The 19,840-nt window shown below is 57.4% G+C and carries 15 protein-coding genes; 4 read left to right on the top strand and 11 right to left on the bottom strand.

Translation table 11 applies throughout. The annotated features are described in order from the left end of the window. Positions 1-402 precede the first annotated feature (402 nt). The 5 genes from K0V07_RS04675 to K0V07_RS04655 form a co-directional block, all read right to left on the bottom strand. Positions 403-1,344 carry a PEP-CTERM sorting domain-containing protein gene (locus K0V07_RS04675; RefSeq protein WP_220623378.1) on the bottom strand — a complete coding sequence of 314 codons (942 nt, stop codon included), beginning with the start codon at positions 1,342-1,344 and terminating at the stop codon, positions 403-405. Positions 1,345-1,597: 253 nt separating this feature from the next. Further along, a complete protein-coding gene (locus K0V07_RS04670; RefSeq protein ID WP_220623377.1) occupies positions 1,598-3,100 on the bottom strand; it encodes a sulfatase-like hydrolase/transferase in 1,503 nt (500 codons plus the stop codon). Between the two features lie 168 nt (positions 3,101-3,268). Next, a complete protein-coding gene (locus tag K0V07_RS04665) occupies positions 3,269-4,132 on the bottom strand; it encodes a hypothetical protein (protein ID WP_220623376.1) in 864 nt (287 codons plus the stop codon). Positions 4,133-4,397: 265 nt separating this feature from the next. Beyond that, positions 4,398-5,264 carry a hypothetical protein gene (locus K0V07_RS04660; RefSeq protein WP_220623375.1) on the bottom strand — a complete coding sequence of 289 codons (867 nt, stop codon included), beginning with the start codon at positions 5,262-5,264 and terminating at the stop codon, positions 4,398-4,400. A gap of 196 nt (positions 5,265-5,460) precedes the next feature. Further along, the gene (locus tag K0V07_RS04655) at positions 5,461-6,327 is read right to left on the bottom strand and encodes a hypothetical protein (RefSeq protein ID WP_220623374.1); all 867 of its coding nucleotides are present in this window, start codon (positions 6,325-6,327) and stop codon (positions 5,461-5,463) included. Between the two features lie 194 nt (positions 6,328-6,521). Here K0V07_RS04655 and K0V07_RS04650 point away from each other — a divergent pair, with 194 nt between their 5' ends. From K0V07_RS04650 to K0V07_RS04635, 4 genes are all read left to right on the top strand, one after another. Beyond that, a complete protein-coding gene (locus K0V07_RS04650) occupies positions 6,522-7,577 on the top strand; it encodes a LacI family DNA-binding transcriptional regulator (RefSeq protein ID WP_220623373.1) in 1,056 nt (351 codons plus the stop codon). 142 nt (positions 7,578-7,719) lie between these two features. Continuing rightward, complete coding sequence (locus K0V07_RS04645; RefSeq protein WP_220623372.1) at positions 7,720-9,174, top strand: sulfatase; 1,455 nt, start codon at positions 7,720-7,722, stop codon at positions 9,172-9,174. 21 nt (positions 9,175-9,195) lie between these two features. Then, entirely contained in the window at positions 9,196-11,304 is a 2,109-nt protein-coding gene (locus K0V07_RS04640; protein ID WP_220623371.1) for a heparinase II/III family protein, read from the top strand. Between the two features lie 34 nt (positions 11,305-11,338). Beyond that, positions 11,339-12,031, top strand: coding sequence for a type II secretion system protein (locus tag K0V07_RS04635; protein ID WP_220623370.1), 693 nt, complete (start codon positions 11,339-11,341; stop codon positions 12,029-12,031). A 128-nt stretch (positions 12,032-12,159) separates the two neighbouring features. Here the strand turns inward: K0V07_RS04635 and K0V07_RS04630 are convergent, their stop codons facing one another. The 6 genes from K0V07_RS04630 to trpB all read right to left on the bottom strand — a co-directional run bounded on the left by K0V07_RS04630 (position 12,160) and on the right by trpB (position 19,696). Further along, positions 12,160-13,002 carry a hypothetical protein gene (locus K0V07_RS04630; RefSeq protein WP_220623369.1) on the bottom strand — a complete coding sequence of 281 codons (843 nt, stop codon included), beginning with the start codon at positions 13,000-13,002 and terminating at the stop codon, positions 12,160-12,162. Positions 13,003-13,211: 209 nt separating this feature from the next. Next, a complete protein-coding gene (locus K0V07_RS04625; RefSeq protein ID WP_220623368.1) occupies positions 13,212-15,308 on the bottom strand; it encodes a heparinase II/III family protein in 2,097 nt (698 codons plus the stop codon). Between the two features lie 33 nt (positions 15,309-15,341). Continuing rightward, positions 15,342-16,409 (bottom strand): LacI family DNA-binding transcriptional regulator, encoded by a 1,068-nt coding sequence (locus K0V07_RS04620; protein ID WP_220623367.1) that lies wholly within the window; start codon positions 16,407-16,409, stop codon positions 15,342-15,344. A 184-nt stretch (positions 16,410-16,593) separates the two neighbouring features. Next, the gene (locus K0V07_RS04615) at positions 16,594-17,331 is read right to left on the bottom strand and encodes a hypothetical protein (RefSeq protein ID WP_220623366.1); all 738 of its coding nucleotides are present in this window, start codon (positions 17,329-17,331) and stop codon (positions 16,594-16,596) included. A gap of 198 nt (positions 17,332-17,529) precedes the next feature. Continuing rightward, positions 17,530-18,258, bottom strand: coding sequence for a hypothetical protein (locus tag K0V07_RS04610; RefSeq protein ID WP_220623365.1), 729 nt, complete (start codon positions 18,256-18,258; stop codon positions 17,530-17,532). Positions 18,259-18,493: 235 nt separating this feature from the next. Continuing rightward, complete coding sequence (trpB, locus tag K0V07_RS04605; protein WP_220623364.1) at positions 18,494-19,696, bottom strand: tryptophan synthase subunit beta; 1,203 nt, start codon at positions 19,694-19,696, stop codon at positions 18,494-18,496. Positions 19,697-19,840 lie beyond the last annotated feature (144 nt).

The raw sequence follows: 19,840 nt of genomic DNA, 5'->3' as shown, positions 1-19,840 counted from the left end.
CCCATTAAGCCCACTAAGGGTGCTACCACTCGTGTAGCTATCGAAAGTGTCGTAGGCGAGGACTGCAGCTTGGCTGGTCGCTCCAACGAACAAACTGCCAAGGGCTAAAAGCGCCGCTCTCGTAAGAGGGGTACGCCAAAGGGATGACTTAAGAGGGGAAAACATGGGGAATAGGGGTGGGGTAGAATATTACAGATATTAAGCCACACAATGCATAGGTGATGTGGCTGCTAGAACAAACTATGATAATAGTATATCAAACCTGTCGGAAACTGCAAGTCGAAGCCCCTATTTAAAGGCATCTTAACAAGCGATTTACGGACTTATAAAAAACGGATACTCCTCCTCGGAAAATAACGCCCCTCGGCATAGTGTGAACTTGGCTACTTGCCGACTCCACGCTTAACCGCGGCGCTTGCGGCGGAGGACGGCAATGCCAAGGACTGCCAGCCCAGCCAGTGCCGCATAAGTGCTCGGCTCAGGGATAGCCCCGGTTGCGCTCTCAAAGCTGTCGGCGAAAAGGAAATCATCGAAAATCAAATCGACGTCATTCGTGTAGGCCTCACCATTGCGGTCACCTCCACCAATATAGAAAACGCGCATGGCCAACTGCTCGATGCTGGTTTCGCTGGCAGTACCGTCGTAGGACACAACCTGACCACTGATGGTATTCGCCTCATCGTAAAGATAAACGTTCACTGAGCTGTAGGAGTTCGTCGTACCACTCCAGACATGCTCAACTACCATAAAGTAGGTGTTATTGTATTTAATCTGATTTTGATCAACATTATCGGTTACACCGCTTGCATTAACGCGTGCAAAAGCTCTGGCCCCGTTCATGCCGCCTTGGGGCAGGCTGGTCACCGATGAAGTCGTACCATTATCTACACCTACACCAAAGAAAGAGCTTCCCTCCTGATAACCGACGTTCGTGACGGTTGTACTCGTACCCGTACCGTAATTAACCTGGAAGATGAAGCTGGTATAGTAGGTCGAGCCTGTGTAGGTGCTACTGTCGCTCGCCATACTACGCGTGATGGCGGAAGAGCTTGACTGTGAGCTAATAACCAAAGAGTTACCACCACCACGAACAATACTGCCATTGTTAAACGAGATGCTCGATGAGCTACTGACATCGGTCGTCACATTCGTTGACCAACTGCTTTCCCAGCCGTAGCCGCCATCGAGCCCAGAAAGTGAACTGCCGGAGGTGTAGCTATCAAACGTATCGTAGGCTAGCACGGTAGCCTGACTGGTAGCTGCAAGAGCGAAACTACCAAGTGAAAGAAGTGCAACCCGCCCGATCTGAGAGCGGAGATATCGAGTGAAGAGGGGTAGAAACATGAGTAGTGCCTGTTGATGGGCTTTAGTTTGGGGAGCTAAAGCTGTTGTTGGAGTCTATGTAAAATAGACCCTAACACTATACCACAACAAGGGCTTTTTTACTAAACTCGTTTAGTAAAAACCCACCATCCCACTATCGCAAACCACCTGCATGTATTTCCGCTCGGCCACGGCCATCTGCGCCACATAGGAGCAGTCGGATAGACATTAATACTATCCGGCTATAAATGGCAAAGCCTCCGCCTTATACTTACTAATTGGAGGGGGTATGCGACTTATCCCACGGATAGGGGTACGTGCGGACGTAGCCTTCGCGCCCAAAGGACTCACTCCGCCAGAGGTGATCCCCCATCTCAACCACCTTATCGCGGTGCCCATCCTGCGTCATCGGGATCTCCGCACGGCACAGGGCTTGCTCGCACTCGAGCACGAGCTTGAAGCATTCAGGGTCGTTGACACGGTTACGCTGCTCCTGAGGATCCTCAGCGAGGTTGAAGAGCGTCATCTCCCCGGTCGCGTACTTGGAGTACTTCCAGTCACCGGACAAATACATGCGGGCATTGGAGAGAGCGCCGATCACGCTGCTGCGGGTCGGCACATCCGGACGCCCACGCCCCATGTAGGGCAGCTTCGGCAGAGGAGTACTCTCCCACTCGGCCGGCGGCTCTACACCTGCGTAGGCGAGCATGGTCGCCGTCACGTCGGTGAGGGTCACCAGATCGTCGCAGTCGACCCCTTCGGGGCTGACCGGATCGCGCACGATCATCGGGATATGGCAGCTGCCTTCATAGTAGGTCCCCTTACCCGCCATGTCGTGGTCACCGACATAGTCGCCGTGGTCACTGGTAAAGATAATGAGTGTGTTGTCGAGCTGTCCGGCGGCTTCGAGGGCCTTCAGGATCTCTCCGACCTCGTAGTCGATCTGCTGGACGAGGCCGGCGTAGTGCTGGCGCACGCGGCGCTTCTGCTCCAGCGTCCACCCATCCAGGTCAACACCGTTCCAGCCTCCCTTACAGCCCGCGTGGTTGGCCTTTTTAGCCTCATCGCAATCTCCCGGAACACTCGGAGCCGGGTCAGGAATCTTGTCGATGTCGATGTTCGAGACAAATTCTTCGTTCGGGTCATAGGGGCAATGCGGCCCCGTAAAGCCGACCATCATGGCAAAAGGCGTATCCCCACCATAGGTATTCAGGTAGTCGACCGCTTCCATGCCCACGAAGTGATCCCAGGACAACTCCCAGGGGTTACGACTGATGATCGCCCCCTTGTTATCCTGATACCCCTCGTGCTCCAGCCCCGTGTACTTACGGCTGCCGTGTCCGCGCAGATAGCGGTAGTAATCATCGCGGATGTACGGCCAGCGCTTATCCTCGGTCACGGAGCGGAAGCCAAAGCCCATGCGCTCGGTCCAGGGGTAAAAGTGCATTTTCCCAACGGCCGCGCTGTGGTAGCCCGCGGCTTCCAAGCGCTGGGGCCAGGTCTGGATGCCTTGCTTCGCGTAGTCCGGGCGAACCCACTGCCCGTTGGTCAAAATCCCCGTAGTGAGGCCGTGCATGCCGGTAATGAGCGCCGCGCGTGCAGGCACACACAGCGGGTGCTGCGAATAGGCGCGCGAGTAGCGAGTGCTCTGGGCAGCCAGACGGTCGATATTCGGGGTATGGATAAAATCCGCTCCCGCGTAGCCCAGAAAATCCCAGCGGAGCTGGTCGGCCATCATGAAAATAATATTCGGCTGCTTTGTAGATGCACTGTTCATGGTCAATTCAATCGATAGAAATACCCCGGCCATGCCCAACGGAGCACGACAGAGAAAATGTTAAAGCGAGATGTGACGGTATCCGGTTAAGGCGGGCTTTAATCGGCGCTGCCACGGGGCCGAAGCCCCGTAGCAGTACCTTTCAAATCCCGGACCCCTCGCCCGGGACTAAAGCTTGCGACGACGCAGGAGGAAACCAACCAGCAGAGCCACGGCACCGAGCATCGCAGCCGACTCGGCGGGCTCGGGAATGGGCGCGGTGAAGGTCTCCAGGTTATCGATCATGAAGTCGGCTCCAACGGCGGTGCTGTAAGTGTTCACACCGAAGCGCCCCAACTCGATATAACTGTCGTCATCTTGCTGAATCAAAGCGATGGATGAGCCAACTCGGGCACCATCGACATAGAGGTCAAAGCTATTAGCATCTATGCTCGTCTGACCACTGCTATCAAGGGCATCATAGGAAAACGACGAATCAGTTTCATTGGCCACGATCTCCATCGAGTGCCAGTTGGTATCAGCGATGGCCAGTGAACCTCCCGACCAAGCAAGAGTACCGTCGTACCGAAGGGTAATCGACATCGCCTGATTTAACGGGCCACCGAAAGACGTATTTCCGGCCGACGTCAGACAGATAATGCCAAAAGATCCTGTATTCTCCAAATCGACAGTGGCAAAATTGAAGTCGAGACTCACTCGGACAACATCGTAGTTCGAGCTGCCACTGGTATCCAGATTCAGACCGGCTCGGGACGTGCTCGGGGTGGCATTGTCATAGAAGTACAACGCCTTATCTGTACCCGTAGCAGGGAGGACGATCCCTGAAGCAGAAGCAGTGCCGCCAGATGCATCAGTAATCAACTCATTTGCGCCAGAAGAGGCATTGCTACCGAGCTTATACCAGTTGCCACCGGGCTGCTCACCGAAGGTGTAGCTTTCAAAATTATCTGAGGCCAGGGATGTCCACTGCGCCTGGGCAAAACTGGCGGCTGTGAGGGATGCCAGTGCGAATACAAGGGTCTTGGGGGTCATGATAGTATCTTCTTTTGAGGGGTTTTAAACATGAGTTTCTGTACCAGCGCTGGTACATGAGGGAACTTAGCTGAGCTGCCTTTACCTGTCCACGGCATGGACCTTCCATACATATGGATCATCCCATCGCAGGAGCTCGTAGTTTATCTTCATCAGACGGAGTTTTGTCATACCGATCTAAACGGTGTGGGATATGAGCCTGATGCTTGGGCACGCATCCGACGGGGAGTCGCCCCCGCCGGAGCATGTCAAAAGCAGAGCCGATTTACGCGCGCTTGCGGCGGCGCAGGAGGCAGCTTGCCAACAGGACCACGGCTCCCAGCAGCGCAGCTGATTCGGCGGGCTCGGGAACGGGGGCGGTATAGCTTTTCAGGTTATCGATGGTGAACTCGACCCCTGTTGACCCACTGTAAGTATTCAACCCAAAGCGCCCCATCTCCAGGATGCTTTCGTCATCCTGCACAATCATAGCGACAGAGGAACCAACACGCGCCCCGTCGACATACAGGTCGTAGCTATTGGCGTCGATGCTCACTGTTCCGCTACCGTCCAGAGCGTCATAGGAAAAGGAACCGTCCGTGCGGTTGGCCACAATTTCCATCGAATGCCAGTTGGTATCATTGAGCGAGAGGCTACCACCAGACCAGCTCAGAGAGGCATTATACTTAAGGTTAATCGACAGCGCCGTAGAGTCTGCCCCTCCGAAGGTAACATAGTCGGCAGGGACAAGTCCGATAAAACCAAAACCAGCCGAGCTGGTCCCAATCGTATCAAACTTGAAATCAACGCTCATACGAACGATGTCGTAGTTTGAGCTGCCCGTCGGGTCCAGGTTCAGCCCGGCACGTGCAGAGCCACCACCGTAATCATAAAAGTATAGGGCCTTGCCATGGCCTGCCCCGGTGCCGGGAAGATCCAGGCCGGAGTCTGGGGCAATACCGCCATCGGTATCCGTGATCAACTCGTTGGAGCTAGTGGAGAAATTGTTTCCCAGCCGATACCAGTTACCAGTGGGCTGCTCGCCGAAGGTGTAGCTTTCGAAATCATCGGAGACGAGGTCTGTCCACTGGGCTTGGGCAAAACTGGCGGTCGTGAGCGATGCCAGTGCGAATACAAGGGTCTTGGGGGTCATGATAGTATCTTCTTTTGAGGGGTTTTAAGCATGGTTTTGTACCAGTGATGATACATGGACGAACTTAGCTACGCTGCCCTTACCTGTCCACGACGAGTCCTCTCCATACATATGGATCCAATTATCCCATGGACACGTAATTTATCATCATCCGACGGGATCTACCTCGTCGGATGATGCCAAAAAACATGCAGGATTACGCGCGCTTGCGGCGCAGGAGGCAGCTTGCCAGCAGTACCACGGCTCCCAGCAGAACAGCCGATTCGGCAGGCTCGGGAACGGGGGCGGTGTAAGTCTTCAGATTGTCGATGGTAAACTCGACCCCTTCTGACCCGCTATAAGTATTTATTCCGAAGCGCCCCATCTCCAGGATGCTGTCGTCATCCTGCACCACCATAGCGACAGAGGAACCAACACGCGCCCCGTCGACATACAGGTCGTAGCTATTGGCGTCGATACTGGTTGACCCGCTACCGTCTAAGGCCGTGTAAGAAAAGGAGCCGTCCGTACGGTTAGCCACGACTTCCAGCGAGTGCCAGTTGGTATCATTGAGATCGATGCTACCGCCACTCCAGCTCAGGGAGGCATCGTACCTAAGGTTAATCGCCAGAGCCGTGGACTTTGCCCCTCCAAAGGCAGTAAAGTCAGCCGGGACCAATCCGATGAAACCAAAACCAGTCGAGGTAGACCCAATCGCATCAAATTTGAAATCAACGCTCATGCGCACGATGTCGTAGTTCGAGCTGCCGGTCGGGTCCAGATTCAGACCGGCACGCGCAGAGCCCTTGGTGTTGTTATCATAAAAGTAAAGGGCATTGCCATGGCCTGCGCCAGAGCCGGGAAGGTCCAGCCCGGAGGCGCTGGCGATACCGCCATCGGTATCCGTGATCAACTCATTCGAGCCAGAGGAGGCATTGTTTCCAAGCCGATACCAGTTACCAGTGGGCTGCTCACCGAAGGTGTAGCTTTCGAAATCATCAGAGACGAGATCTGTCCACTGTGCCTGGACAAAACTGGCGGCTGTGAGGGATGCCAGCGCGAGTACAAGGGTTCTTGGGGTCATAATAGTATCTTTTTTTGAGGGGTTTAAGCGTGGGTTTCGTACCATTAATGATACGCCTCCGAATCTATATCAGGCTCAATACGGTGTCTATGCCCCCGCAGCTCCATACATATGGATTAGGGTTGCATGGATTGCCATGAGGCATAGAATCATTAATCGTTCCGACGCGCTGGCACTCACCCGTATTCACACGCATGGCCTCACTCGTTACCCAAAAAGACATTGCCGTAGCCACCGGGCTAAACCAGTCCACCGTGAGCCTGGCCCTCCGTGACGACCCCCGCGTAAACAAGAAAACACGCCTGCTGGTCCTGAAAACCGCGCGCAAGCTGGGCTACCGCAAGGACCCGATGCTGACCGCTCTGGCCTCCTATCGCGATAACCTCCGGGAAAAGTCTTACCACGGCACCCTCGCCTGGCTCAACGACCCCAAGGTGTACGAGCTGAGCTATTTTCAAGACTCCGTCTGGAACCTCTATCTGGTGGGAGCCCAGCGACAGGCCCTGCTCCATGGCTACAAGCTGGAAAGCTTCGAGGTGGACATGACAGCACGCGACCAGCATCGCCTGTCAGACATTCTCTACAATCGCGGGATCGAGGGCGTAATCCTCCCCCCTCTTCTTATCCCCGGGCCAGCCCTCAAGCTCGACTGGAGTCATTTCGCGGCCGTTACCTTCGGCTGGTCGGTGACGGAGCCGAGCTTCCACTCGGTCAGCCCCAACCACTACCACAACGGCACCCTCGTCACACGCCATCTGTACGCACGAGGTTATCGGCGCATCGCAGCCGTCCTCGTCATGACCCCGGACGAGCTGGACAAGCTGAACTTTCACCTCTGGGCCCACGGGGTAGAGATGACCATCAACGTCAGAGGCTGGCAGGAGCCGATCCCCACCCTGCGCCTGCTCTCCACTGAGCCCGACCAGAAAGCCCGCCTCCACGAGTGGTTCCAAAAGCACCGCCCGGATGCGCTGGCGGTCATGATGGAAAGCAGCACCTTCATCGAAGCCACCCTCAGGGAAATAGGCGTGGACTGCCCGAAAGATATCGGCATCGCCACTTTTGCCTCACGCGGCAGCGAATCGCACTTTGCCGGCGTCAGGGAAAACTCCCGCTATATCGGAGAAGCCGCCGTCGATGTCCTAGTGGGCACCATCAGGCGCCGTGAGTTTGGGGCCCCACCGATCCGGCGTATGCTCCAAATCGAGGGTACCTGGCGAGAGGGTCCAACCATCAAGCCCAAGGCTTAGGAACAGGGAAAACTCCCTCCCGAACCCGCATCAAAAGCGGTTTCATAAGTATGTAGCCTCCCTTCAATTGATGCGGGTTGGCTTTATGCGATATATTTTACGGGCATTGACACACACACGGCTTATCCCGCTAACCAACCCCATGAAAAATTTTCCGCGTTTCGCCACGCTCGCCCTGGCCTGTGCTCTGGGTTCCCAGAGTGCATCAGCCAAGAACGTCATCTTCGTCCTCGCCGACGACCTTAGCCCACGCCTGGAGTGCTATGGCGGGGATGTTATCTCCCCCAACCTCGACAACCTTGCCTCCGAAGGCGCTCTCTTTGAGCACGCCTACGCGCAGGCCACGATCTGCACCCCTTCGCGGGCCAGCATCATGACCGGCATGCGCCCCGACGAAGCCGGCCCCCGCGACAACAACTACCGTCGCTCCTATTTCCGGAACTACCACCCGGACGTACAGACCCTTCCGCAGTACGTGCAGCAGTTTGGGTACACCTCGATCGGACTGGGAAAGACCTACGGCCCGCACGATCCCGCCTCATGGTCCCGCGATGACCTTGGCGAGGCCAAAGGCCCCGAGCAATACGCCCTGCCCGAAAACAGCGAGATCTTCATTAAAAACTCCAAAGCAGGCAAACGCGGCTGGTTTAACAGAGGGCCGCTGACCGAGGCTGCCGATGTCCCCGACAATGCCTACCCCGATGGCCGTGTAACCGATCGCGCCATCGAGGTCATTCACGAGCTCAAGGACGAGCCCTTCTTCCTCTATATCGGGTATCAGCGCCCACACCGCCCCTTTACCGCCCCGAAGAAGTACTTCGACATGTACGCGGATAAAGAGTTGTCCTTCCCCGGCCCCGGCGGATACCCCGAGGACGCGCCCGAGTTGGCCCTTAAGAGCCATCGCACCGCCTCCCCCAAGCCCGGCGATAAAAACTATGAGCGTGACTACGACCAACTGCTCGGGCACTACGCCTCGGCCACCTATGTGGATGCGCTTGTCGGTAAGGTGATGGACACGCTCAAAGAGCTCAACCTGGACGACGATACGCTGGTCATCTTCAGCGCCGACCATGGCTTCCATGTGGGTGAAAACGGACAGTGGGACAAGTCGGCCCTCTTTGAAACCACCTGCGCCGTCCCGCTCATTATTTACATGCCCGGCGACAAGGCCCTGCCCCTGCGCATCGACCAGCCGGTCGAGCTGCTCGACATCTACCCGACAGTACTCGACTTCCTCGAGCTGCCCCACCCCCCGCAGCTGGAAGGCAAGAGCCTGCTCCCGCTCATGACCAACAAGGGTGCCTCCGGTAAGGACTACGCCTACACGGAAGTCCTGCGCAGCAAGGGCGGTAAAAACGCCGCCATGAACTGGGACGGCTCCATCGAGGGCCGCAGCCTCCGCAGTGGTGACTACCGGCTGAACCGCTGGTGGGATGCCCACACGGGCGAGGTTCTCGCCATCGAGCTGTACGACTACTCCCTGCCCGAGCCCGAGATCAAAAACCTCGCTGGCGACCCGGCTTACGCCGACGTCCAGGCTCAGCTCCTTGCCCAGCTCAATGAGCAGTGGCCCCTGCCGACTCAGAGCAAATAAACGACTTACCTTTCTACATTCATGACACGCCTTTCCCCCAAGCTTTTCGCCACGGCCCTGGCCACCCTCGGAGTCCTCTCCGGTTGCACCAAGGATACCCTTGAGTCTCCCGATTCAGCTCCCGTCACCCCGGTTGCCCAGAGCACGGAAACGCAGCAAACGGCACTCGAAGTGGCCGAGTTTGAAGCGCCTGCCTACCTGCCCGCCCTCGGTGACGAGAACGGCTCCAAGCCCAACCGCCAGCACAAGCGGCTACCTCCCCCGCCAGCCCCCAAGCGTGCTGAAATCGAGAAGATCGCCAAGCTGCTGACAAAGGAACCAGTCGGCGTGGGTGCTCCGGCCAGTGACCGCCAGGTCTGGGATAAGTTCGCTGCTCAGCCGCAAGCCAAAGACCTGATCGCCAAGGCGGAAAAAGCTCTTAAATCTCCCATCGTACCGCTCACGGCAGAGCTGTGGCAGCAGTACGATAAGACAGGTGACCGTGTCGCCTATCAGAATGCCTCCAGCTCCCGCTACAACCGCCTGCGCGACCTCGCGCTGGGTGAAGCGCTGGAGTACAAGGGCCGCTTCCTCCCTGCCATTGAGGAAAACCTGACCGCCATCCTCGACCAGGGCAGCTGGAGCGTTCCCGCGCACGGTAAGACCATGGACGTCTTTGAGGGGAAAAAATTCGTGGTCGAGCTCGCTTCCTGCCAGCTGGCATGGACGCTGGCCACCATTGACTACTGGCTCGCCGATGAGCTCCCGAGCGATCTGCGCGCCCGCACCAAGACCGAGATCGAGCGCCGTGTCCTCAATCCCTACCTGAACGCTATCCGCACCGGAAAAGTACCCGGCTGGATGACCAAGCCCAACAACTGGACCGCCGTCTGCGGCGGCGCGGTCACCGGTGCAGCGCTGACGCTGGATCTGGACCCGATGGTACGGGCCGAGTTTATCGCAGACGCCGAGGTGATCCTGGGCCGCTATATCGGCAGCTTCACCGAGGAGGGTGTCAGCGAGGAAGGCGTCGGCTACTGGAGTTACGGTTTTTCCCACTTCCTGTACGCCAGCGAGATCATCCGCCGCTCCACCGGCGGAGCCATCGACCTGCTCGACGATGAAAAGGTCTTCCGCATCAGCCAGGCACCCATCAGTCTGGAAATCTCCGACCGCGTCTACGGAGCCTTTGGCGACCAGTCTGCGAACGGAAAACCCAGCCAGAGCCTCCTCAATTTCTCGGCCCTGCGCTACGGCCTCCCCGGTAACGATCCCGCTCAATTTGGACAAATCGAAACCGGCTCTACCCACCCGCTCGGCGCTCAGGCTTATTCGCTAATTGTCCGCAGCTTCGGAGAAGACACCGAGCCGGTGGAAGGGTTTAACGCCCAGGCCAGCATCACCGACGACCCGGCCCTGCGTACCTGGTTCCCGGAGAGCGAGCTGTACATCTTCCGTCCCGGCCAGACCGATGCCCCCGCCATGAGCATGGCGATGCGCATCAGCAACAACGGCGAATCCCATAACCACAATGACATCGGCAGCTACGTCATCGTCTACAAAGGCGTACCCGTGCTGCTCGACCCCGGCATGGAGCGCTACACGGCCAAGTCCTTCAGCCCCCAGCGCTACGATGTCGCGCTGAACAACTCCTACGGTCACCCTGTGCCGCTCGTCGCCAATCGCATGCAGAAGTCCGGCCCCGAGGCCAGCGGGGAAGTCATTAGTGCTGTACGCGGCGACCAGACCGACACGATCACGGTGGACCTGACCGAGGCCTACCGAGCCCCCGACCTGGATCAGCTCATCCGCACGATGCGCTATGAGCGGCCCGGTAAAAGCGGCTCCGGCGCAATCACCCTGACCGACTGCGTGACCTACTCACAACCGCAGAACTTTTCCACCGCCCTGATCACACGTGGCACATTCGAGATTCTCGATAACGCTACCGTAAAAGTGACCGATAAAGGGGTATCGCTGTACGTCACCATCGACACGCAGGGGCAGCCCTTCGCCTTTGCGCAAGACGGTGTCTACGGCTTCTACCGTCCCGAGAAAGCCGTAGCCAAGCGCCTCGGCATTTACCTCGTCAATCCGGTCAAAAGCGCCTGCATCAGCATTAGCATCAGTCCGACACCTTCTGACTCCTAACCCTTTACAGACTAACCAAACCATCATTTACCCCATGAGAACAGTTCAACATCAGTCTGCCAGCACTGGCACTACCCGAGCGGGCTTTTCACTCATCGAGATGCTTGTCGTCATTTCCGTGCTGGCGATCTTGGGTACGCTCATCTTCACGGTCACCCAAAAGGCCTATATCTCATCGCAGAAGACGATCGCCATGAGTGGCCTGCGGGAGGTGGCAACCGCCATCCAGTTGTATTCACAAGACAACGATGGCTACCTGCCCGGTCCTCTCTGGTCCACCACTAACGGCTACTACGGTAACGACAACCGCTCGCTCGGTTATCATTTGTATTCCTACCTGGGGCTGCCCGAGCCGGAAACCGGTACATCCTACCAGATTCCCCAGCTGACCTGTCCCCTCTTCGAGGAAATGCGTATCGCCAACGGCACACCCTGCTATTTCATCACCCAGCGGGTAAAGATCGGCTCGGCCAATCGAAACCCCTGGGGATACCGCAGCACCACACAGGAAGTCGGTGAAGGCACCCCGCCGCAAAAGTTTGGCACCGTTCTCCTGTCAAATGAGGCCGCCGATACCACTGCCATGTACGCCGCCGATGCCGCCAACGTCACCAACCCCAATGCTGGTTGGGCTGCGAACCTCATCCCGGAGCCTCTCTTCGGCACCGAGCGCCTCCATCTGTACTTTGACTGGCACGTCGACTTCGTACCGATCACAGAGGACTAATCGCGGAAAACCGCCCGGCGTCATAAACGCCGGACGGACTCCAAACCTTAACCGATGCCGCAGGCGCGGCAGCCCGTTAAGTTAATTGATACCCAAAGGGAGGAGAATAGCCTTCTACTCTGGCGCGTTTACTTCCGCAGGAAGCGGCGGCGCAGCCAGGCCAGCGCGAGGATGCCGAGGCCGATGCAGATCCCGCTCTCGGCAGGCTCGGGGATCGATGCCTCGCTATCGACCGAAATTTCGTCCAGATATAGCGTGCTCGTAAACGGGTTTTCAGTACCGACCTTCGCAGTAAAGTTAATAACACGGATCGTAGCTTCCACCTCGGTATCAGCGATATTGCTTTCACCGCAGCCATCCAGATCGTTACCGACCAGGACACCGTTGAGGTACACGTCCATCTTCCCAGAGGCGACACTACCCCCGGAGTAAGTCAGTACGTCCTCAGAATTGTTAAAGACAATATTGAGATCGTTGACGGTATCAAAGCTGTAACTCGTGATGGTACCGCCTCCGGAGCTGACGGATGTGTTAGCACTCCGGATGATTTGTCCGTTTTCAATAAACACCCCAAAGGCCGTGCCACTGTTGCCACCGCTGTTACCGATTCGCAGTGACCACCCATTACCGGCAAACGCATCCTCCGAGTTATCGTAAAACTTCATGCTCACCTCCCCGGTCAGCGTACCCGAGAAGTACTTGCTGGCGACGTAGACATTCGTCGTCGCCGCTGTCGCTTGCATGAGTGCGTACTGGTTGCTGCTCTCGGAGAAAATATGGGAGGAATCCGTTTCGGCCGTAAAGGATACCGAGGTTTTGACCTCTGACCAGTTTTGGCCTGTCCCGGCGGGGATAGCGTCACCAGCAGGATAGGAATCAAAGTTGTCGAAAAACAAGTTAGCGGCTGACAGGGTACCGGTAGCAGCCAGCAGGCCGCTCAAAGCGACGAGGCATTTTAGATGATTATTCATAACAGGGTTTCGGTTGGGGTTGGAGTTGAAAGTACAAGTACCGACAGGAGTACGACGTGCACGACAGAATAAGAACAAACTACCTCCTGAACCCGCAGCAGCCAAGAGCATCGCCATGCGCACATGCGAGTCAGCATCCTGAAATTTGAACATAAAAAAGCCCGGAGGGGACACCCCCCGGGCTGAAATGTACACCTGCGAACGAGCATCTAATGATGGCCCGATGCGCCCGGCTCGACTTCAATACGCGTAGTCAAATTGAGCGATGCAACCGGCTCCTTTGAGCGAATGACCAGGCAGTAGTGCTCACTGGAGAACCAGAGCGTATAGTCCGGCGCAGCCACGATCTCCGCTGTCACAGGTTGGTCTGCCTCGAAGCTCAGCGTGTAGCCCTCACCCTTGAGGACACCATCCTCGAGGGTGAGGTCCGCCTTCGGGAGCGTAGGGCCATAGCGCGAGCGCACATCCTTGGCGGGCGCCCCCAGGTGCCAGCGGAAGATCACGGTGTCAGGATTTTCCAATACAACCTCGTCCACGGCCTCCAGATTATGCGTATCCCATTCGACCGTACGCACCCACTCCTTTGCCGCCGGGTAAACGGTGCTCATGTCCGCGGTGATACAACCACCCTCCTCATCCAGCCAGGCAATGTCGAGCGGCGCCACACGGTGCGCTTCTTCCCGTGGCTGGCCTGCCGCGAATAGCTGCTCCTTCGTGACAGACTCCATATCCACCTCGCCGACCTGGAGCACATTGTGCCCCATGATCGAGCGGTAGTCGCGCAGGTAGTTGGGATTACCGTAGCGCCCGGCACCCGCCTCAATCAGGATCGCGCGCCCCTCCACGATAAAGCTCACATGGCCGCGATCCATGTGATCATGGAAATCAGCCGGGCTGCCCCCACGCATCCAAAAACCAGAGGCCTCTTTATCCCAACTGTCACGCCAGACAACCGTGGCATTTTTAGGAAACTCGTTGTAGAGCGGCGGAGCAATCCCCTCGGACGCTGGCAGTGCCAGGGAGAGCATCCCGAACAGCGAGCTGTCCGGACACTCCGGAAAGTGGTTGCGCACCCAGATCGCCTGCGGGCTGCCGATCATCACGGCCATCCGTGAGAACATGTTAATGAATCGGCGAAGCGAATAGCGTGTGCCAAATCCGTTATCGAAAGGGTTCACGATGTACTCGCCGGGTTGGATCTGATTGGCGAGCCAGACGGGATAATTTTTCAGGAAGGGATGATCGATCAAGCGCCGGTCACCATCGAGCGCAGAGTTGTAGGCCGCACTCAGGATTTCACCGATGGTGGCCACCGAGTAAACAACGCCCTCGATAAACTCGCCCTTCTCACCCTGTGCATCCAGCGTCTGTATCAAGCCTTCGACACCATACTCATACTCCTCGGGGTACTTGTCCCGCCCGAGGTAGACTGTGGCGTTAACCAGCCCGGCCAGCGGCAGTGCCCACTGGTTGGAGTGGATAGCGTGTGCCCGCACATACCAGGGGCGGTTGCTTTTAAAATCGTCGACGATCCGCTCCACCTCGTTCTGCATGAGCGTCTTGATACGTGCACGCAGCTCAGGCGGCACATCCTCCTCGGCCAGCATGTTCAGCGTATCCGTAAAGGTACTCAGCATGCGGCCGGTTGTCAGCCAGACCCCATCACCCTCAGCTGTAGGGGGTGCCTTACGGGCATAGGAGTTCCAGCCGGAGCGCTGCAGTGGCTCCCAGGTGGAGCTCTCCTCAAGCTGTGCCAGTACGCGATCGAGAAAAACCTGCTCGCCACTGAGCACGTAGGCGCTGGCAAACATAACGCAGTCGTTGTAGGTCTGAGGGGCCATCATCCAGTCCGAACGCCCCAGCGCAAAGGTCTCGCGAAAAGACTCGTCGGCGGTGTCGTAACGCTCATCCCAGTGCAGCCGCGTCACAGCGCGGAGCTCATCCAGACTGTAGGCACGCACCATCAATGGTTTCTCCAGGCTCTCGCGTGCACGACCGATCAGGGCCGAACATTTTTCCTTCAAAGACGGATCGCTTTTAGCCATCAGCAGCAGCTCACGGCTGGGCTTTAAGTCCGCGGGGTTGCCCGCCTTAAAGGATTCGATCCCCTCGTCAGCAGGAGCATCTGCGGGAATAGACGGTAGAGCCTCCGTCCCTTTCTTTTCGGGTGTCGAAGATGCGACATAGTCCGAGCTGTTCGGCGCGGAGTCGCTCTCCGACGGGGCAGGAGACATGCCGGTCGTCACGCTCAGGATGAGCGCAGCCAGCGGCAAATGTTTAGCGATGGTAACGAGTGTATTGGGCATGGTTAAAGTATACGGATGAATAGGCAATGAGCGCTAGGGCCTCGCAGGAGCAGACTCAGGCTCAGGAAAGGTTTCTCCCGGCACCCAGGTGCCCTTGACAGAAATGGTCTGCGGGTACTGAGGGGGGCCGAATTGGTTGGCCTGGAGCAGCTGCACGAGCAGGTCCACTCCGAGCTTTCCCAGCAGCTCTGAGTGAGGGTCGATACCCGCCATACGGGTATTATCTCGTTTCGACAGGTTAATGGCCCGCACCTCTTCGGGCATTCGGATACCCGCCTCCTCCAGCGCACGAAAAGCAGGCAAGCCCGCCGTCAGGATCACATCCGGCCGGTTCTTTTTATACCATGCGGGTACGTCCTGGCGCAGCTGAGCCAAGGTGAGCGGGCGCAGAAGCGGCACCCGTTGCTTCGCTGGGATGCTCTGCTGAAAGTATAGATAGCGCGACACCCAGGCACAGTTCGTGACGATGTCTTTTGACTTGTCGAGCACTAGACCAATCCGCTTGCAGCCTCCGTCCAAAGCACGCTGCAGGGCGTAGTCGATATTGTAGTAGTAGTCAGTAACGGCGTGGTGCAGGTTCTGCTGGAAGGCATTCAGACCGACCAGAACCGTGGCCAGATGTGGAGAGCTCAAGGTCGGATAATGCCCGAACTCACCCGGGTCGTCGTGGCCGGGGCATAGCAAGACCCCAAGAATACCCCGGGCCTCTAAAATGTTTTCGATGCGCGTATCTGAGTACATACCATCCCCGAGGTAAAACTCATCCAGACCGTAGCCGCGCTCCCTCGCGCGCTCTTCGATCGCCTCATGGATCATCCGGTAGTAAGGGTCGAGATGGCTGTTGCGGTGGACCGACTCGCTAAAGCAGCTCAGGACCGCGATACGCTCGTGGCGGGTGCGCTTATCACGGACCTGCCGCATGAGCACAGAGACCAACGGATTCGGATGATATCCCAGCTCGCCCGCCACCTGCTGGATGCGCTGCGCCGTCTCCGGCTTCACGCATGGATCATTACGCAGCGCCAGCGAAACGGTAGAGACCGCATAGCCGGTTTGCTGGGAAATATCCCTGAGCGTGGGGGTAGGTGTCGGGTGGGGCATGGCTGACAAAGTGCCGTCACGTTATGAGCGCGAGGCTATCACGTATCCTAGCTTCCAGTCCCATATGGGAACAAGAGGCATGAGATCGAACACGTTCGATTTTCAAACAAGAAAAAGGCTGCTTTGCAATATGTCAAAGCAGCCTGAAAGTAATAGCGGCCCTAGCCGCCTGATGATTCACAGCCTAGCGGCGGCGACGGGCAAGCAAAAGCACTGCCAGCGCAAAGACTCCACCGAACAGGCCCACGGTCGCGGACTCAGGAATAGCCGAGGTCGTCCCGTTGATCTCGATATTATCCAGACGGGCGACCTGATAGAAGCTCGACTCCTCGGTCTCGATATAGGCATACGCCCGGAAATTAACCGTACCGGAGATCGTGTTAAACTCAGTCGGCAGAGCATCGGCAGTCAGGGTAACCGGGTTGGTCACGACTGCCCCACCAACTTCGCGCCCAGGGATTGAAGACGAAATCACCGCCAGAGTGCTTTCATAATTATCCAGGCTGCTACGCAGAAAGACCGTCAAGGTCATCGGCTCTGTGGCGGGTGCATCCGTACCCGTAAGACTCTGTGGCTGCACGAGTATATCAACCTGGTCGATAGAGATCTGGTACCCCTCCACCGCATTCAGGCCAAACTCGACATAGCTATTTGCCGTGACGGTGGCGGTCTGTTTCTCTGCGATGGTACCGCTCGGAGCCGGGTTCACCGGGAAGCCAGAATCCGTCGCGCGGCTCCACCAGCTCTTGCTGGCCGAGTACTGGAAAGGCGCATGCGGAGCGATCGGGTTGATCGTGTACTCATTGTTGATCGGGGTCTGCGTCGTGTCATCGGTATAGAAAACCAGAACGTCAGCACTGGCGGTCGATGAAAGGGTAAACAGGGCGGCTGCAGCCAACGGCAAGGAGAAGATCTTTCTCATGGTAATTTCGAGGGGTTGATGGGTTAAAGGGCAACCTCGCATAAAATCGAGATCGCCCGCTTTCTCTCAGTCGTGTGCTGAGGGTATTTCCCATCTTCAGTCGTGCCGCAAAGCCTTCTTCAACGAACACGTTCAGACTATCGAAACTCCCAATTGAACAAAAATCGACCGGCTCAAACAGCCTCTTCCACGCCGCCCTTAAGAGCGGCGACGAAAGAGCAAAAGCACGGCCAGAGCAAAGACACCACCGAACAATCCCATACTCGAAGCCTCAGGAATAACCGAGGTCTCACCATTGATCGTAAACTTGTCTAAACGCACGACCTGGAGTGAGCTTGTCTCCGCCGTTTCGATGTAAACATAGGCCCGAAAATCAACCGTACCGGAAATCGTGCTGTACGCAGTGGAGAGTTCATTAGCGGTCGCAGTAATGTTATCGGAAACGAAGTCTCCCTCGTCCGGGCGTGCGGGAATCTCGATAGAGGTGCTTACCAGCGTGTCCGTATAGTCATCCAGACTGCTCCGCAGAAAGACCGTAACCGTCATCGCCGCAGTAGGACCTGTGCCACTGACTGGGCTCTGGGCTGTCACATAGAAGCTCACCGAGTCGATATCGATCTGGTAGCCCTCTACCGCATTGAGGCCAAACTCCACGTAGCTGTTCGCAGCAATCGTAGCGGTTTCCTTCTCGGCGGCGGTGCCCGTTGGATTCACAGAGAGTCCCTCACCATTGGCGCGCGTCCACCATGTCTCGCTGCCAGAGTAGGCAAAAGGCGCATGCGGAGTAACCGGATTAATCGTGTACTCGCTGTTGATCGGCGTCTGCGTCGAGTTGTCCGTGTAGTGGACAAGGACGGCTGCATTAGCAGCAGATGCCGCGACGAATAGAGCGGCCGCAGCCAGCGACAAGGAAAAGACGTTTTTCATGGCAATATCGAGGGGTTACTGGGTTAAGGATATCGACACCACTCCCCTCGAGCCATCGGCTCATCAGGATGATGCGACTTACCCCATCAGTATCCATCGTCATTGCACACGCAATGAGCCTGACATCGAAACCGTTCGACTCGATCAAGCGGCCAAGCAGGCACAGAAACTCCCCCGCAAGGTCGTTCCTTGCTGCTACAGAAAACGCGAGGTGGCAACTCCCGCTCGTACTCGCTTACTCGTCCTCCGGCAGGCCGTAGTTGTCCACCACGAAGTCGATGTCCTTGTCACCGCGTCCGCTGAGGTTCACCAGGATCGACTGGCGCGGCTTTTCCTCGGCCAGCCTGAAGGCGTAGGCCACCGCGTGCGCGCTCTCCAGCGCCGGGATGATCCCCTCCTGCCGGCTGAGCCGGTAAAAGGCGTCGATCGCGTCCTTGTCGTTAGCATCGACATAGTTGACGCGCCCCTGCTGGCCGAGCATGCAGTGCTCAGGCCCCACGCCGGGGTAGTCCAGCCCGCTGGCCACCGAGTATACCGGCCCCGGCTCGCCCTTTTCGTCCTGGAGCATCATGCACTTAAAACCATGGATGACGCCCGGGGTCCCGAACTTCATCGAGCAGGCGTGCTCGCCCGTCTCATAGGAACGCCCCGAGGGCTCGACGCCGTAGATATCACAGCTGTCGCCCAGGAAGGCCGAGAAGATGCCCATGGCGTTACTACCTCCACCTACGCAGGCCACGACATTGTCAGGCAGCTCGCCGGTCATCTCCTCAAACTGTTCCCGTGCCTCAATACCGACCACGCGCTGGAAGTCGCGCACAAGCATCGGGAAGGGGTGCGGCCCCACCACCGAGCCGATGCAGTAGATGGTGTTCACCGGGTCCTTCAGGTAGGACTGGAAGGCCGAATCGACCGCCTCTTTCAGCGTTTTCAGGCCATGGGAGACCGGCACGACCTCGGCCCCGAGGATCTTCATGCGCACCACATTCGGGTGCTCCTTGGCGATGTCTACCTCGCCCATATGGATCTCACACTCGAGCCCGAAATACGCGGCTGCCGTGGCCAGCGCGACCCCGTGCTGCCCGGCTCCGGTCTCGGCGATGAGACGCTTTTTACCCATGTACTTGGCCAGCAGAGCCTCGCCCATGCAGTGGTTCAGCTTATGGGCACCGGTGTGGTTGAGGTCCTCACGCTTGAGGTAGAGGCCCGCCCCCAGCTGCTCGGAGAGGCGGCGGCAATAATAGACCGGCGTGGGGCGCCCCTGGAAGTGCTTGCGGATGCTCCGCAGCTCCGTGATGAAGTCGTGAGACTTACAGATGCGAAAGTACGCATCGGTGATCTTGTCCATCTCGGACTGCAGCTCCGGCGGGATAAAGCTGCCGCCGAATTCGCCAAAGAAACCATCACTGGTCGGGGTCGTCTTGAAGTAATCGCTCATATCAGGGTAGGGTTAAAAGAGAAGGCCCCCGGCCGTTGGGACAGCATGGGGCCTTGCTAAATGTACGATGCAGCGAGCATGAACTTCTCCCTTCTGAAAATCAATACCGATCCGACCAGCGCAGTGACGTATTTGTAGGGGCAG

Source organism: Ruficoccus sp. ZRK36 (genome assembly GCF_019603315.1).
Taxonomy (GTDB): Bacteria; Verrucomicrobiota; Verrucomicrobiia; order Opitutales; family Cerasicoccaceae; genus Ruficoccus.
This window is presented reverse-complemented; position numbering and strand designations above follow the sequence as displayed.